Annotated in this window: 12 protein-coding genes; 4 read left to right on the top strand and 8 right to left on the bottom strand. The window is 73.5% G+C overall.

Annotated elements, in window-relative coordinates; translation table 11 throughout:
- The first annotated feature begins 32 nt into the window (after positions 1-32).
- The gene (gene eno, locus KUG38_RS06725) at positions 33-1,328 is read left to right on the top strand and encodes a phosphopyruvate hydratase (RefSeq protein ID WP_216912354.1); all 1,296 of its coding nucleotides are present in this window, start codon (positions 33-35) and stop codon (positions 1,326-1,328) included.
- Positions 1,329-1,346: 18 nt separating this feature from the next.
- On the opposite strand, the gene KUG38_RS06720 is transcribed toward eno, so the two are convergent.
- From KUG38_RS06720 to argJ, 4 genes are read right to left on the bottom strand one after another with little or no spacing between them, the layout of a single operon-like run.
- Positions 1,347-3,044: an ABC1 kinase family protein gene (locus KUG38_RS06720; protein ID WP_216920056.1), complete on the bottom strand. Its 1,698-nt coding sequence runs from the start codon at positions 3,042-3,044 to the stop codon at positions 1,347-1,349.
- Positions 3,044-3,385 carry a hypothetical protein gene (locus tag KUG38_RS06715; protein ID WP_216920054.1) on the bottom strand — a complete coding sequence of 114 codons (342 nt, stop codon included), beginning with the start codon at positions 3,383-3,385 and terminating at the stop codon, positions 3,044-3,046. Before KUG38_RS06715 ends, KUG38_RS06720 begins: the two co-directional genes overlap by 1 nt.
- A gap of 34 nt (positions 3,386-3,419) precedes the next feature.
- Positions 3,420-4,001 (bottom strand): hypothetical protein, encoded by a 582-nt coding sequence (locus tag KUG38_RS06710; RefSeq protein ID WP_216920052.1) that lies wholly within the window; start codon positions 3,999-4,001, stop codon positions 3,420-3,422.
- A 48-nt stretch (positions 4,002-4,049) separates the two neighbouring features.
- Entirely contained in the window at positions 4,050-5,315 is a 1,266-nt protein-coding gene (argJ, locus tag KUG38_RS06705) for a bifunctional glutamate N-acetyltransferase/amino-acid acetyltransferase ArgJ (RefSeq protein ID WP_502988683.1), read from the bottom strand.
- A 38-nt stretch (positions 5,316-5,353) separates the two neighbouring features.
- On the opposite strand from argJ, the gene coaE reads away from it, so the two are divergent.
- The gene (gene coaE / locus KUG38_RS06700) at positions 5,354-5,983 is read left to right on the top strand and encodes a dephospho-CoA kinase (RefSeq protein WP_216920049.1); all 630 of its coding nucleotides are present in this window, start codon (positions 5,354-5,356) and stop codon (positions 5,981-5,983) included.
- Here the strand turns inward: coaE and gatB are convergent.
- Positions 5,961-7,457, bottom strand: coding sequence for an Asp-tRNA(Asn)/Glu-tRNA(Gln) amidotransferase subunit GatB (gatB, locus tag KUG38_RS06695; protein ID WP_216920047.1), 1,497 nt, complete (start codon positions 7,455-7,457; stop codon positions 5,961-5,963). The two genes, coaE and gatB, sit on opposite strands and share 23 nt — an antisense overlap.
- A 110-nt stretch (positions 7,458-7,567) precedes the next feature.
- Between gatB and KUG38_RS06690 the strand changes: the two genes are divergently transcribed.
- The gene (locus tag KUG38_RS06690) at positions 7,568-8,716 is read left to right on the top strand and encodes an FAD-dependent oxidoreductase (RefSeq protein WP_216920045.1); all 1,149 of its coding nucleotides are present in this window, start codon (positions 7,568-7,570) and stop codon (positions 8,714-8,716) included.
- Here KUG38_RS06690 and KUG38_RS06685 read toward each other — a convergent pair.
- The 3 genes from KUG38_RS06685 to ndk all read right to left on the bottom strand — a co-directional run bounded on the left by KUG38_RS06685 (position 8,713) and on the right by ndk (position 11,751).
- Positions 8,713-10,554, bottom strand: a complete 1,842-nt coding sequence (locus KUG38_RS06685) for an adenylate/guanylate cyclase domain-containing protein (RefSeq protein WP_216920044.1) — start codon at positions 10,552-10,554, stop codon at positions 8,713-8,715. The two genes, KUG38_RS06690 and KUG38_RS06685, sit on opposite strands and share 4 nt — an antisense overlap.
- Entirely contained in the window at positions 10,554-11,222 is a 669-nt protein-coding gene (locus KUG38_RS06680) for a FecR family protein (protein WP_286195668.1), read from the bottom strand. The genes KUG38_RS06685 and KUG38_RS06680 overlap by 1 nt, the downstream gene beginning before the upstream one ends.
- 70 nt (positions 11,223-11,292) lie before the next feature.
- Positions 11,293-11,751 carry a nucleoside-diphosphate kinase gene (ndk, locus tag KUG38_RS06675; protein ID WP_216920042.1) on the bottom strand — a complete coding sequence of 153 codons (459 nt, stop codon included), beginning with the start codon at positions 11,749-11,751 and terminating at the stop codon, positions 11,293-11,295.
- Between the two features lie 108 nt (positions 11,752-11,859).
- Between ndk and KUG38_RS06670 the strand changes: the two genes are divergently transcribed.
- Positions 11,860-14,016: an FUSC family protein gene (locus KUG38_RS06670; RefSeq protein WP_216920041.1), complete on the top strand. Its 2,157-nt coding sequence runs from the start codon at positions 11,860-11,862 to the stop codon at positions 14,014-14,016.
- Positions 14,017-14,050 lie beyond the last annotated feature (34 nt).

The raw sequence follows: 14,050 nt of genomic DNA, 5'->3' as shown, positions 1-14,050 counted from the left end.
ACCCATAGGATTCGCCCACCAGCACACCGCCTGTGTACGACTCCCTCGACCTCGTCATCGACTCCATCGTTGCCCGCGAAGTGCTCGACTCGCGCGGCACCCCCACGGTCGAAGCGGAGGTGTATCTGGAGGGAGGGGCCAGCGGCCGCGCCATCGTGCCCAGCGGCGCCAGCACCGGCGCCCATGAGGCCCACGAGCTGCGGGACGGCGAGAAGGCCTACTTCGGCAAGGGCGTCAGCAAGGCGGTGGAGAACATCGAGGAGCGCATCGCCCCGGCCCTCTGCGGCCTGAGCGCCCTCGACCAGGGCGCCGTCGATGAGGCCATGAACGAACTGGACGGCAGCGACAACAAATCCGCCCTCGGCGCCAACGCCATCCTGGCCGTGAGCCTGGCCACGGCCCACGCCGCCGCCAAGGCCCTGGGCCTGCCCCTCTACCGCTACCTGGGCGGCCCGATGGCCACCCTGCTGCCGGTGCCGCTGATGAATGTCATCAACGGCGGCGCCCACGCCTCCAACAACCTGGACTTCCAGGAGTTCATGCTGGTGCCCCACGGGGCCGGCAGCTTCCGCGAAGCCCTGCGCATGGGCGCCGAGGTGTTCCACACCCTCAAGGGGCTGCTCAAGGACCAGGGCCTGTCGACGGCGGTGGGCGACGAGGGCGGTTTCGCCCCCGACCTGGCCGGCAATGACGCCGCCGGTGAACTGCTGATGCAGGCCATCGAGAAGGCCGGCTACCGCCCCGGCGACCAGATCTCCCTGGCCCTCGACGTCGCCAGCACCGAGTTCTACGCCGATGGCCGTTACGCCTTCGGCGGCGGCAGCTACACCAGCGCCGAGATGGTCGACCAGCTGGCGGCCCTGGCCAGCCGCTTCCCGATCGTCTCGATCGAGGACGGCCTGGCCGAGGACGACTGGGAGGGCTGGCGCCTGCTGACCGAGCGCCTGGGGGGCACGGTCCAGCTGGTGGGCGATGACCTGTTCGTCACCAACACGACCCGCCTGCAGCAGGGGATCGAGCAGGGCATCGCCAACTCGATCCTGATCAAGGTGAACCAGATCGGCTCGCTCACCGAAACCCTCCAGGCCATCGACATGGCCACCCGGGCCGGCTACACCAGCGTGATCAGCCACCGCAGCGGCGAGACGGAGGATGTGACCATCGCCGACCTGGCCGTGGCCACCCGGGCCGGCCAGATCAAGACCGGCTCCCTCAGCCGCAGCGACCGGGTCGCCAAGTACAACCAGCTGCTGCGCATCGAGGACGAACTGGGCAGCCAGGCGGTCTACGCCGGCGTGGAAGACCGGGGACCCCGGGGCAAGGCCTGAGGCCGCGCCCGGCCCCGCTCACTCCCGCCGGGCCGGGGCCGAGACACCGGGCAGCTGATCCAGGCGGCCATCCCGCTTGAGGCGGGCCTGCATCTTCAGCCAGCCGAAGGTGAGGGGCAGGGCCAGCACCACCGGCACGGCGGTGAGCACCGGGCGGCTGCTCACCGCCAGCACGGAGGCCGCGACGGCCAGGGCCCCGATCAGAACGGACTGGCCGGCGCTCTGCTGGGCCAGGGCCAGGCGCCGCAGCAGGCGATCGGTTTCGCCGGCGCGGATCAGCACCTGGAGATCCCCCTGTTCGATGCGGGCCAGGCTTTCGTCCAGGCGCCGCGGGATCCCGAAGGCGCGGCTGCCCACTTCGGCCGCCTGGCGGGAGAGCTCGCTGAACAGTTCGTTGGGGCCGTTGCCGCTGGCGGTCATGAGGGGCAACAGGTAGGGACGGGCGATGGCGATGAGGCTAAAGCCCGGATCGAGGCTGCGGCCCACCCCCTCGAAGGTGGAGAGGGCCCGCATCACGAAGATCAGCTCGGGCGGCAGCCGGAAGGGCTGGCCGTAGACGAGTTCGTAGAGGTCACCGGAGAGCTTGTCGATGACGTTGGCGCTGAAGGGTGGCGTGAGGGCCTCGGTGAGCATCACCCGCACCAGCCGCCGCACGGGACCCTGGTCGATGCCGGCGGCGATCAGCCCGGCCTGCTGCAGCTCGTCCACCAGGGAGGCGGCATCCCGGGCCGCCGCGGCCCGCACCATCCGTCCAAGCCGGCTGCGCAGCCGCTCGGAGATCTGGCCCATCATGCCGAAGTCGTAGTAGATCAGCGCCCCGTCGCTGGCGACCGCGAGGTTGCCGGGATGGGGATCGGCGTGGAAGAAGCCGAAGCGGACCAGCTGCTGCAGGTAGCTGGCCGCCCCCTTCTCGGCGACGGCCGCCGGATCGATGCCGGCGCGCACCAGGGCCTCGCGGTCGTTGATCTTGATGCCCGGCACGTAATCGAGGCAGAGCACCCGCCGGGAACTCAGCTCCCAGATCACCGCCGGAATGCGGATGCCGGGGTCGTCGAGGAACTGCTGGCGGAACCGGGCGGCGTGCTCGGCCTCGAGGCGGAAATCCAGCTCCCGCAGCAGCACCCGCCGGCACTCCTTGGCGATGCCCACCCAGTCACGGCCGGCGCCCCAGCGGGGATGGCGCTGCACCGCGGCCGCCACCTGCTGGAGCACCTCCAGATCGAGGCGGAACAGGCGCTCCAGCCCCGGCCGCTGCACCTTGAACACCACTTGGCGGCCGCTGCGCAGGCTGGCCCGGTGCACCTGGGCCAGGCTCGCCGACCCCAGCGGCACGATCTCCAGATCGATGATCTCCGCCCGCCGCTCCCCCAGCTCCTGCTCCAGCAGGGACTCCACGACGGGGAAGGGGAAAGCGGGCACCCGGTCCTGCAAATGGGCCAGTTCCTCGACCACGTCGGCGGGCAGCACGTCAGGGCGGGCCGAGAGCAGCTGGCCGAGCTTGATGAAGGCGGAACCGAGCTCGAGGAACTGGGCCGTGAGCCAGCGGGCCCGGCGGCGCTGGCGGGTGGCCTGGGCTTCAGGGGTTCTTCCGCCCGGGTAGGTCCAGGGGCGGGCGTCCCACCAGAGGCCGGCCAGCAGCTGGAGCACGAGGCGCCAGATGCGCAGCGATCGCCAGAGGCGGGACAGCAGGATCCCGGGGGTGGAGAGGGCCGCCATCAGGCCTGCCCCGGAGACCGCGGCGGACCATCGGGGGTGGCGGGCATCTGGTCGAGGCGCCGGGAGAGTTCGGCCACCTTGGCCCGCAGGGCATCGATGCGCTCCTGGGGATCCTCCGCGGCGCCGCCTCGGGACGCGGGGACACCGGCGTCGCGGTCGTGCTCGATCCGTTCCGCTTCCATCGACACCTCCTCCCAGAACAGAGTGAGTTCCTGCTGCACCCGGGCGGGGGCCTCCTGGGCGAGGGCCGCCAGGGTGGCGGCCGCATCGGCCAGGCCGCTGCCCAGACGGGCGGCCAGGCGGTTCATGGCCGCCTGGGCGAGGGACTGCGGCGCGCTCATGACCTGACCGGAGGGTTCACCGAACTGTGGCAGATCAGGGCTGGCTTCCGGGGGCCGGTGGGGCGCTCACCGGCGGCGGGGCGATCGGCGCCGGGCCGGCCGCCTCCCGCTCGCGGGCCGGCGGTGTGCGTGGTGGCGGCAGAGCAGGGGCGGCCGGGAGCTCGGCCTCGGGGGCTCCGGGGGCGGCCGGCTGGTCGGTCGGGGGTGTCTCCCCACCCTCGAGCAGGCGCTGGCGCTCCTGGGCGTCCCGCTCCTCCATCTGGCGGCGCCGCTCCTCGATGGCCGTCGCCTCCTCCTTCTGTTCCTGTTCCAGCTCGAGCAGGTCCAGATCGCCGCGGATCTCGCGGGAATCGCCGCCGAAGCGCTGGCGCAGGGAATCGAGCGTGGTGCCTGGGGCGGGCTGGACATCGAAGCGCTGGCTCGCGCCCCCCTCCTCCGGGCCGGCCAGGCTGAGCAGGCGGAGGCTCGCGGCGTAGCCCACCCCGAAGCAGAGCCCCACGATCGCCCACAACCGCCAGTCCCAGGCGGGGCGGCCCGCCGCCCGCTGCTTGCCCGCGGGGGGCGCGCCCCGGGGAGGGGCGCCGCCGGGAGGGGAAGAGGGCCTGGCCGTGACCATCGACGTCAGCGCATGCGCTGCCATCTTGCCGCGGTGGGGCCGTTCGGCTCAGGTGGTGTAGTCGGCGTTGATGCGCACGTACTGATCCGAGAGGTCGCAGCCCCAGGCCAATCCGCAGCCGGGCCCCTGCCCCACCCGCAGCCGGATCGCCACCGTGTCGTCGGCCAGATAGGCGCCCGCGGCCCGGGCCTTGAGGTAGGCGGAGGCGGCGGGGCGGTCGAAGGCCAGGGGCTGGCCCGCCGCCATCAGCTGGTGCTCCCCCAGCCACAGGGCCACGGCCTGCGGGTCGAAGGCCACCCCGGCCCGGCCGGCGGCGGCCACGATCCGGCCCCAGTTGGGGTCGCGGCCGTGGACGGCGCACTTCACCAGCGAAGAGCCCGCCACGGTGCGGGCGATGGCCCGGGCGCCGGCCTCGTCGGTGGCGCCCTCCACCCGCACCTCGATCAGGCAGGTGGCGCCCTCGCCGTCGCGGGCGATCGCCCGGGCCAGGTGCTGCGACACCGCCGTCAGGCCGGCCTCCAGTGCCTCGAAGTGCTCCGGGCCCAGGGGCTCACCGGCGGCAAAGGCCAGGTACGTGTCGTTGGTGCTGGTGTCGCCGTCCACCGTGATCGCGTTGAAGGAGCGATCCACCGCCCGCCGCACCATCGCCTGCCACACATCGGCCGGCACGCCGGCATCGCACGTCAGATAGCCCAGCATCGTGGCCATGTCCGGGTGGATCATCCCCGAGCCCTTGGCCATGCCGCCGATCCGCACCCGGCGGCCGCCGAGCTGGGCCTCCAGGGCGATCTCCTTGGCCACAAGATCCGTGGTGAGGATCGCCTCGGCCGCCGCACCGCCGCCCGTGGGGCCGAGGGCGGCCACCAGGGGATCGAGGCCCGCCACGAGCACCTCCATCGGGATCGGCACGCCGATCACGCCGGTGGAGCAGATCAGCACCTCTTCGGGCGCCAGGCCCAGCCGCCCGGCCAGCTCGGCGGTGGCCCGCAGGCTGTCGGCCAGGCCGCGCTCACCGGTGCAGGCGTTGGCCTGGCCGGAGTTGGTGAGCACCGCCCGGGCATGGCCGTCGGAGGCCGCCAGACGCTCGGCGCAGAGGTCGATGCAGGCGGCCCGCACCAGCGAGGTGGTGAAGGTGCCGGCGCAGACGGCCCCCACCGGCGCCAGCAGCAGGGAGAGATCCGGCCGGCCGGAGGCCTTGAGGCCGGCGGTGACGGCGGCGGCCAGGAAGCCCTCCGGGGCCGTGACGCCTCCGGGGATCGGGGTCCAGGGGTGGGTCAAGGCGATGTGGCCACTGGGGGCATCCTGAAACGGCACGCACCCGGCCCCGGCAGCGGCCGGCCCAGACTGGCCCGATGGCCCCTCCCCCCCAGCGCCGCATCGGCCTCACCGGCGGCATCGCCAGCGGCAAGAGCACGGTGGGGCGTCTGCTGGCCGAGCGCGGTCTGCCGGTGCTGGATGCGGATGTCTATGCCCGCGAGGCGCTGGCGCCGGGCAGCCCAGGAGCGGCGGCGGTGCTGGCGCGTTATGGGGAGCGGGTGGCGCTGGCGGGCGCGGGTGAGCCCGGTGAGCCGCTGCCGGCCCTGGACCGGGCGGCCCTCGGCCGGCTCGTCTTCAACGACGCCGCCGAGCTCCGCTGGCTGGAGCAGCTGGTGCATCCGCTGGTGCGCCAGCGCTTCGCCGCGGAACTGGAGCGGCTGCGGGAGGCGCCGGCCGTGGTGCTGATGATCCCGCTGCTGTTCGAGGCGGGGCTGGACACGCTCTGCAGCGAGATCTGGCTGGTGGACTGCGACGAGGACCAGCAGCTCCAGCGGCTGATGGGGCGTGATCGGCTCAGCGCTGACGACGCCCGCGCCCGGCTGGCGGCCCAGTGGCCCCTGGCCCGCAAGCGGACCCTGGCCACGGTGGTGCTCGACAACCGCGGCGGGCCCGACGCCCTGGCGCCGCAGGTGGAGCGGGCGCTCAGCCCTTCAGCTGCTCGCTGAGGATCCGGTTGGCCAGCTTGGGGTCGGCGCGGCCACCGGTGCGCTTCATCAGCTGCCCCACGAAGAAGCCCTGCAGCTTGGTCTTGCCGCCGCGGAAGGCCTCCACCTCCTCCGGGTGGGCGGCCAGCAGCTCCGCCACGATGGCGGCGATCGCCGCCGGGTCGGAGATCATGCCCAGGCCGCGGGACTCGACGATCGCCGCCACCGAGCCGCCCTTCTCGAGCAGTTCGGGCAGCAGGTCCTTGGCGATCTTGCCGCTGATGGTGCCCGCCTCGATCAGCTGCACCATCTCGGCCAGCTGGGCGGGCCCCAGGGGCAGCTCGGCGATCGACATCCGGTTGGCGTTCACGTGGGCGGCGATGTCGCCGGTGACCCAGTTGGCCACGGCCTTGGGGTCGCCCCCGGCCGCCACCGCCGCCTCGAAGTATTCGGCCATCGAACGCTCATCGGTGAGCACCCGTGCGTCGTAGATCGAGAGGCCCAGGCTCTCGGCATAGCGGTGGCGCTTGGCCGCCGGCAGTTCGGGCAGCTCGGAGCGCCAGCTTTCCCGCTGCTCCTGACTGACCTCGATCGGCCCCAGATCCGGGTCCGGGAAGTAGCGGTAGTCGCTGGCCCCCTCCTTGCTACGCATGCTCTTGGTGAGCTGCTTGGCCTCATCCCAGAGGCGCGTCTCCTGCACCACCGGCTCACCGGCTTCGTAGGCCTTGATCTGGCGGGCGATCTCGAAATCGATGGCCTTCTGGATCGCCGAGAAGGAGTTCATGTTCTTGATCTCCACCTTCACCCCGAAGGGGGCGTCCGGGCCGCGGCGCACGGAGATGTTGACGTCGCAGCGCAGGGAACCCTCCTGCATGTTGCCGTCGCTGACGCCGAGATAGCGCATGATGCGGCGGATCTCCGAGGCGTACTCGGCCGCCTCCCGGCCCGTGCGCAGGTCCGGCTTGGAGACGATCTCGGCCAGGGCGACGCCGGCCCGGTTGTAATCCACCAGGGAGTGGGTGGAGCCGGCCAGGCGGTCGCTGCCGGCGTGGACGAGCTTGCCGGCGTCCTCCTCCATGTGCAGCCGCTCGATGCCCACCTTCTTCAGGTAGGTCTCCTTGCCCTTCTCGGCCACCTCCACCTCGATCCAGCCGTCCTCGGCGATCGGCTGGTCGTACTGGGAGATCTGGTAGTTCTTGGGCAGATCGGGATAGAAGTACTGCTTGCGGTCGAACTTGCTGTGCTCCGCCACCTGCAGGTTGAGGGCCAGGGACGCCTTGACCGCGTACTCGAGCACCTTCTGGTTGAGCACCGGCAGGGTGCCCGGCAGGCCGCACACCACCGGGTCGATGTGGGTGTTGGGATCGTCGCCGAAGCTGGTGGAGGCGGCGGTGAAGATCTTGCTGGCGGTGCCCAGCTGCACGTGGGTCTCCAGGCCGATCACAGCCTCCCAAGCGGCTTCGCCCTTGCCTTCTGCCCTGTTCCCTTCAGCCATGGTCGCGAGTCCTGCCGGCGCTGTCGGCCCCCCGCGCTCGGCCGGAGGCACTGGGGGCGATCCTAGGCAGCGGCAGGCGGCCGCTTGAATGGGGGCCTTCCGAGCTGGAGATGAGCGCCCTGGCTGGCCCCCCTCCCGACGCCGAACCCGTCCTGATCCTCGGCGGTGGCCTGATGGGTCTGGCCATCGCCCACCAACTGGCCCGTCTCGGCCGCTCGGCCACCGTGCTCAGCCGCCGCCGCAGCGAGGCGGCCGGCTTCGTGGCCGCCGGCATGCTGGCCCCCCATGCCGAGGGGCTCAGCGGGCCGATGCTGGCCCTGGGCCAGGCCAGCCTGGAGCGCATTCCGGCCTGGGTGGCCCGCATCGAGGCCGACAGCGGCCTCCCCTGCGGCCTGCGCCCCTGCGGCATCGTCGTCCCCTTCACCGGTGCGGCCGAGCGGGACGCCTACCCCACGGCCCCCTTCGGCGAGCCCCTCGACCGGGCGGGACTGGAGCGGGAGGTGCCGGGGATCGGACCCGCCTGGCGGGCGGGGCTGCTGTTCGCCCAGGACGGGCAGATCGACAACCGCCGCCGCCTGATGCGGGCCCTGGAGCGGGCCTGCGCCGCCCTGGGGGTGCGCTTCGAGGAGGGCACCGAGGTGCTGGGACTGCTCACCGGCGACGGCGGACGCCTGCGGGGGGTGCGGCTGCGTCGGGCCGAGGGGGGCGAGCACGCCATCGCCGCCACCACGGCGGTGCTCGCCTGCGGCGCCTGGAGCGGCCGGCTGCTGCCGTCGCTGCCGGTGCATCCGGTGAAGGGCCAGATGCTGTCGCTGCAGGGCCCGCGGGCCAGCCTGGAGCGGGTCGTGTTCGGGCCCGGCACCTACCTGGTGCCGCGGGAGGACGGCCTGCTGGTGGTGGGCGCCACCAGCGAACCGCAGGCCGGCTTCGACGACGGCCTCACCCCCGAAGGCCAGAAGCAGCTGCAGACCGGCATCACCGCCCTGCTGCCGGAGGCGGCCCTGTGGCCGCCGATGGAACGCTGGTGGGGCTTCCGCCCCGGCACCCCCGACGACGCGCCGCTGCTGGGCCCCGGACCCATCGAGGGTCTCTGGCTGGCCACGGGCCACCACCGCAACGGCGTGCTGCTGGCGGCGATCACGGCGGAGCGGATCGCTGCGGCGATCACCGCGACCGGCAGCGGCTCCGGGGCAGACGGGGAGGCCGACGCCCTGCTGGCGCCCTTCCGCTGGGACCGGCCGTTCCCGGCGGCGGCCTAGCCAGGCCCGGCCGCCGCCGGCCGCAGCCCCTGGAGGGCAAACACCTCCAGGGGCACGGGCCAGCCCTTGATCCGGTGGCTACCCAGGGGCAGCACCTCCAGCTCCTCCGGCAGCAGCGCCAGCAGGTCGCCGCTGACCAGGATCGGGTGCTCGGGGAACAGGCGCGTCAGCCCTTCCAGGCGGCTGGTCACGTTGACGCTCGCCCCCACGACGGTGAACTCCAGGCGCTGGGAGGAGCCCAGGTTGCCGGCGATCACCTCGCCGAAATGGAGCCCGATCCCGTGCCGCAGCGGTGGGGCGCCCGCCGCGGCCAGCTCAAGGTTCAGGGCCTCCAGCCGCTCCTGCATGGCCAGGGCGGCCCGCACCGCGGCCCGGGCCTCCTGGGCATCCCCCCGGCTGCGGGGCACCCCGAACTCCGCCATCACCGCATCACCGATGAACTTGTCAAGCAGGCCCTCCTGCTCCAGCACCGCCGCGGCCATGGCCTCGAAGTAGCGGTTGAGCAGGGCGAACAGCTCGGCGGGCTCCAGCACGGCACTCAGGGGCGTGAACCCCACCAGGTCGCTGAACAGCACGGCGCAGCGGGCCCGGCTGCCCACCGCCTGGTTCCACAGGGGCCCGGGGCTGCGCAGGATGTCGCGCAGCAGGGTGGGGGAGACGCGCCGGCTCAGCACCTGGTGCAGATAGGCCCGCTCGCGGCTTTCCGCCAGCCCCTGACCCACGGCCCGCACCCCGCCCCCGGCCACGGGGGCCAGCAGCAGGGCCGCCAGGGGCAGCCGCAGCAGGGCCAGGGTCCACGCCGCCCAGCCGGCCACCAGCACCGTCCCCGCCAGGGCCAGTGCCAGCTGCAGGGTGCCGCCGGCACTGGCGGGGCGCCGCAGCAGCAGCCCCGCCATGGCGCCCCAGCCCAGCAGCAGCAGCCCGTCTCCCGCCAGGGGCAGTCGCCCCAGCCCCCGGCCCTGGAGCACGTTGGCCAGGGCCACCGCCTGGATCTCGGTGCCGGCCATCGGGCCGAAGGGCGTCTCCTGCAGGTCCCCCAGGCCCGGGGCCGTGACGCCGATCAGCACCGTGCGGCCCCGCCAGGTGGAGGCCGGCACCTCCAGCACCCGCCAGGCCGGAACGCGGGGCATGGTGCCGGCGGGGCCGGGAAAGTCGAGCCCCATCGGCGCCGGCGGCGGCGGCGCCGGGCGCACCAGGAAGGCCATCGGCCGGGGCAGGGGCGGCGGGAAATCGCCCAGCCGGGCTTCGATCCAGTCCTGCCCCGGCACCGCCTCCACCACCCCCCGGGGCGACTGGAGCAGGGTGGTGAGGCCGGGGGCAGCCAGCGGGTGAATGGGCAGCCGCAGCCGGCTCTGCACCAGCCCCCCCTCCTCCTGCACGCCGTAGACCGCCGCCAGGTGCACCCGCTGGCGCCAGGGGGCGAGGGTCGCGGCGAAGGCCCGGTCGTCGGCGGGGCCGAAGCGGCTGGGCTGACTGAACTCGATGTTGAACAGCACCCGGGCCGCCCCCTGCTCGAGCACATGGGCCGCCAGCCGGGCCTGGAGGGCCCGGGGCCAGGGCCAGGGGCCCATCTGGCGCCACAGGGGCGACGCCTGGCGCTCCCCCGGGGACAGCAGCTCCCCCAGCTCCAGGGAGTCGGCATCGATGGCCAGGATCACCGGGTCAGCCGGGGCGGGGCGCCCCCCCCGCAGCAGGAAGAAGGTCTGGAGGAGCTGGTCGTCGAGCAACCGCGGCCCCTGGCCCAGGGGCGTGAGGGGCGCCCGGTCGAGACCCGCCAGCAGGGGGGCGGCCAGGGCCAGCCACCAGAGCCGGCGCCCCAGCCCAGGCCAGGGGGGCATCAGGGGGTGAGTCCGAGTTCGCGCTCGAGCACCGGCAGCGTTTCCATCGGCGCCCCAAAACCGTTCAGCAGCTCGCTGTTGCGCCGCCGCAGCCTCGCCTCGGTGGCGTCGATCCGGCGCGGGCCCTTCCAGCCACCGGGGGTGGCCTCCAGCCGCTGGCCACTGCTCAGCCGGTACACGGTGCCGTCATCGGCGCGCACCTCCACCTGCCCCTCCCAGCTCAGGAAGAGAACCGAGTCGGCGGTGTCCTCGATGAAGACCGTGGTGCCCTGGATCGAGGCGGTGCCCACCCGGGTCCGGATCTGCAGGGGGGTGGGACCCTTCGTCCCGGGAGCGATCCAGGCGATGATCCGGCCGCGCACCAGTTCGAGCAGCGTCGGCTCGATCCTCAGCAGGGCGTTGCCCCCCAGCCGAAAGCTGCGGCCATCGGCCAGCAGGATCTGCAGCCGGCCAGGATTCTCGGTGCGCAGCACGGTGGACGGCCGCAGCACCTGACCCACCAGGGCCGGGCGCTCCGGCGCCGCCGGCGGCATCACATAGGCCGGCCGGGACGGCACCTCCACCACCCGGGGCACCCGGGGGGCCGCCGTGGCCCCGGCGAGGGGGCCGGCAGCGGGCAGAGCCCATGCCAGGCCGGCGACCAGCACGGCCACGGGCGCCAGCTTCATCGGCCTGGGAGGCCGGAGGCTCCTGCGCAGCAGCATGGCCTGGGGACCCGAAGGTCCCCAGGATGGCCGCTCAGGGCTCGACCCGCCACACCTGGTCGGCCGGCGTCCACTCGCACAGCTCGGAGGGCTGGAACCAGAGGCCGATCTCGAAGACGGCGGTTTCCGGTGCATCGGAGCCGTGGATGACGTTGCGGCCGATGTTCACCGCCAGGTCGCCGCGGATGGTGCCGGGTTCGGCCTCCAGGGGCTTGGTGGCGCCGATCAGCTTGCGGGCGCTGGCGATCACGCCGTCGCCTTCCCAGACCATGGCCACCACCGGCCCACTGGTGATGAACTCCACCAGGCCGGCGAAGAAGGGGCGCTCCCGGTGCACGCCGTAGTGGCTCTCGGCCAGGTCCCGGCTGGGCACCAGCTGCTTGAGGCCCACCAGCTTGAAGCCCTTGGCCTCGAAGCGGCCGAGGATCTCGCCCACCAGGCCCCGCTGCACCCCGTCGGGCTTGATGGCGAGGAAGGTGCGTTCGGTGGCCATGGGGAAGGGAAAGGTGTTCGGGCCATCGTCCGCGCTGGGGCTGCCGCTTGGCAAGCAACCCCGTGACCGCCGGGCGCCATACGATCGGGGCCACCCCGGCCGCCGCGGATGCCCGGAGCAGCAACTGGGCGCGCCACCTGGCTGGCCGCGCCGGGGGCCGGGCCCAATCTCCGGCTCGGCCTGCGCACCACCCTGGCCAGCGTGCCGCCGCTGCTGGCCGCCGCCCAGCTGCACGAACCCGCCCTGATCTGGATGGCCCTCGGGGGGCTGTACGTGAACATGGCCGACACGGGCGGGGCCTACCGCACCAAGGCCACGGCGATGGGGCTCGCCTCCCTGCTCGGCGCCCTGGCCCTTGGCGGCGGCATCGGCCTGGCGGCCTGGCCCTGGCTGTGCGTGCCGGCGATGGCCGCCGTGGCGCTGGGCTGCGGAATGCTGGCCCTCTATGGCAACAGCGGAGCCCTGATCGGTCTGGTGACGGCCTGGTGCTTCCTGATCGGCATCAACGTCAGCGATCCCGATCCGGCCAAGGCCCTGGCCTGGTCGCTCCTCTACCTGGCCGGCGGGGGCTGGGCCACCCTGCTGGCGGTCGCCATCTGGCCGCTGCGGCCCTACCGGCCCGTGCGGCTCGCCCTGACCGCTGCCCATCGGGCCGTCGCCCGCTACCACCGCCTGGCCTGCCCCGCCGATGGCGGCCCGCCGGCCACGGAGGCGCAGCTCTTTACCGAAAAGCTCAGGGTCCGCGACGCCCTCGCCAGCGCCCGGGCCACCCTGGCGGACACCCGCAGCGGCCGGCTGGGAGCCAGCCCCGCCGACGGAGCCTTCACCCGCCTGATCGAAACCACCGACGCCCTGTTCGTGACCAGCGCGGCCCTGGGGGACCTGCTGGCGGCGCTGCCGGCGCCGGAGACGTCCCCCGTGCACCAGCGCCTGCTGGCACTCAACGGCCGCTGCGTCGATGCCCTGCTGCAGCTGGAGCAGGCGCTGCTGGGGCGGGGCCCCCTGCCCGCCCTGCGGCTGCTCAGGGAGGAGCTGGAGGGGATCGCCGGGGAAATCGAGGGCCTCGATCCGGCGCTGCGCGACGCCTACCGGCAGATTCAGGCGAACCAGGCCCAATGGATCGCCACCCTTGACGGGGCAGGGGAGGCCATCCCCCTGACGGCGCTCAGCCCCACCCAGGTGCCGATGGCCTCTCCCGGCGCCGGGGGGCGCGCTGCCCTGGCCCAGGGCTGGGCGACCCTGCGGGCGAACCTGACCCTGGAGTCGAGCGTGTTCCGCCACGGCCTGCGCTTCGGCGTGGCCTCGGCCGCCGCCGTGGCCGTCTACACCCTGTTCGCCCTGCCGATCGGCTACTGGATTACCCTGACGGTCTCGGTGATCCTGCGGCCCTCGGCGGGGGAGAGCCTGTCGCGCACCGGCCAGAGGGTGCTGGGCACCGTGCTGGGGGGGATCGTGGCCATCGTGCTGGCCACCTGCTTCCCCCACCCGCTGATGCTGGTGCTGCTGTTGGTGCCCCTCACCCTCGTGATGATGGCGGTGCTGCCGGTGAACTACGGCCTGTTCGTCTTCTTCCTCACCCCCTGGATCGTCCTCTACAAGGACATCAACCAGCCCGGCGACTGGAACCTGGCCCTGTGGCGGATCGCCAACACCCTGATCGGTGCCGCCCTCGCCCTGGCCGCCATTCACCTGGTGCTGCCGCGCTGGGAACGGTCCCAGCTGCCGGCCCGGCTGGCGGCCAGCCTGCGCTGCAATGCCCGCTTCGTGCAGCAGGTGCTCGACCGGCTGCTGGAACCGCCCCAGGCCGCCCCTGGGCCGCTGGCCACCCCAGCCGAGGTGCGCCTGGAGATGGGCAACGCCCATGTCTCCATCCAGCGTTTCCTGAGCGAAAAGCCCGCCCACCGGGCGATGGCGGTGCCCCTGATGGCCTTCCTGCTGCACAGCCAGCGGCTGATCGACGCCGCGGTGGTGCTGGGCCGCGGCGATCCCCGCCGCGACGGTCCGCCCCTGCCGCCGGGCTTCGGGGCGTTGCGGGAGCGGCTGCCGGCGTCGCTGGCGGCCCTGGCCTCGGCGCTGGAGCAGCACAACCGGCCCCCGGACCCGCCGGAGCGCCCCCGCCCGGTCACCGGCGGCGACCCCCTGGCCCGGCAGCTGGGCCGGCTTGTCGATCCGGTCATCGGGCTGCACGGCGCCGTCGCCGCCTGGAGTGACTGGCAGGGCGAACCGGCCGCGGCGCCGCGCCTAGATTGCCCCCCTGAGGCCTGAGCCAACCCAAGGCTGCGATGGTGTTCGCCGAACC

Source organism: Synechococcus sp. CCAP 1479/9 (genome assembly GCF_019038535.1).
Classification (GTDB): Bacteria; Cyanobacteriota; Cyanobacteriia; order PCC-6307; family Cyanobiaceae; genus Cyanobium.
This window is presented reverse-complemented; position numbering and strand designations above follow the sequence as displayed.

Coding starts and splice junctions, on each gene's coding strand:
- ndk (WP_216920042.1), bottom strand. CDS start 11,751: ATGGCCACCGAACGCACCTTCCTCGCCATCAAGCCCGACGGGGTGCAG.
- KUG38_RS06685 (WP_216920044.1), bottom strand. CDS start 10,554: ATGCCCCCCTGGCCTGGGCTGGGGCGCCGGCTCTGGTGGCTGGCCCTG.
- KUG38_RS06720 (WP_216920056.1), bottom strand. CDS start 3,044: ATGGCGGCCCTCTCCACCCCCGGGATCCTGCTGTCCCGCCTCTGGCGA.
- KUG38_RS06670 (WP_216920041.1), top strand. CDS start 11,860: ATGCCCGGAGCAGCAACTGGGCGCGCCACCTGGCTGGCCGCGCCGGGG.
- KUG38_RS06690 (WP_216920045.1), top strand. CDS start 7,568: ATGAGCGCCCTGGCTGGCCCCCCTCCCGACGCCGAACCCGTCCTGATC.
- coaE (WP_216920049.1), top strand. CDS start 5,354: ATGGCCCCTCCCCCCCAGCGCCGCATCGGCCTCACCGGCGGCATCGCC.
- KUG38_RS06680 (WP_286195668.1), bottom strand. CDS start 11,222: ATGAAGCTGGCGCCCGTGGCCGTGCTGGTCGCCGGCCTGGCATGGGCT.
- KUG38_RS06715 (WP_216920054.1), bottom strand. CDS start 3,385: ATGAGCGCGCCGCAGTCCCTCGCCCAGGCGGCCATGAACCGCCTGGCC.
- gatB (WP_216920047.1), bottom strand. CDS start 7,457: ATGGCTGAAGGGAACAGGGCAGAAGGCAAGGGCGAAGCCGCTTGGGAG.
- KUG38_RS06710 (WP_216920052.1), bottom strand. CDS start 4,001: ATGGTCACGGCCAGGCCCTCTTCCCCTCCCGGCGGCGCCCCTCCCCGG.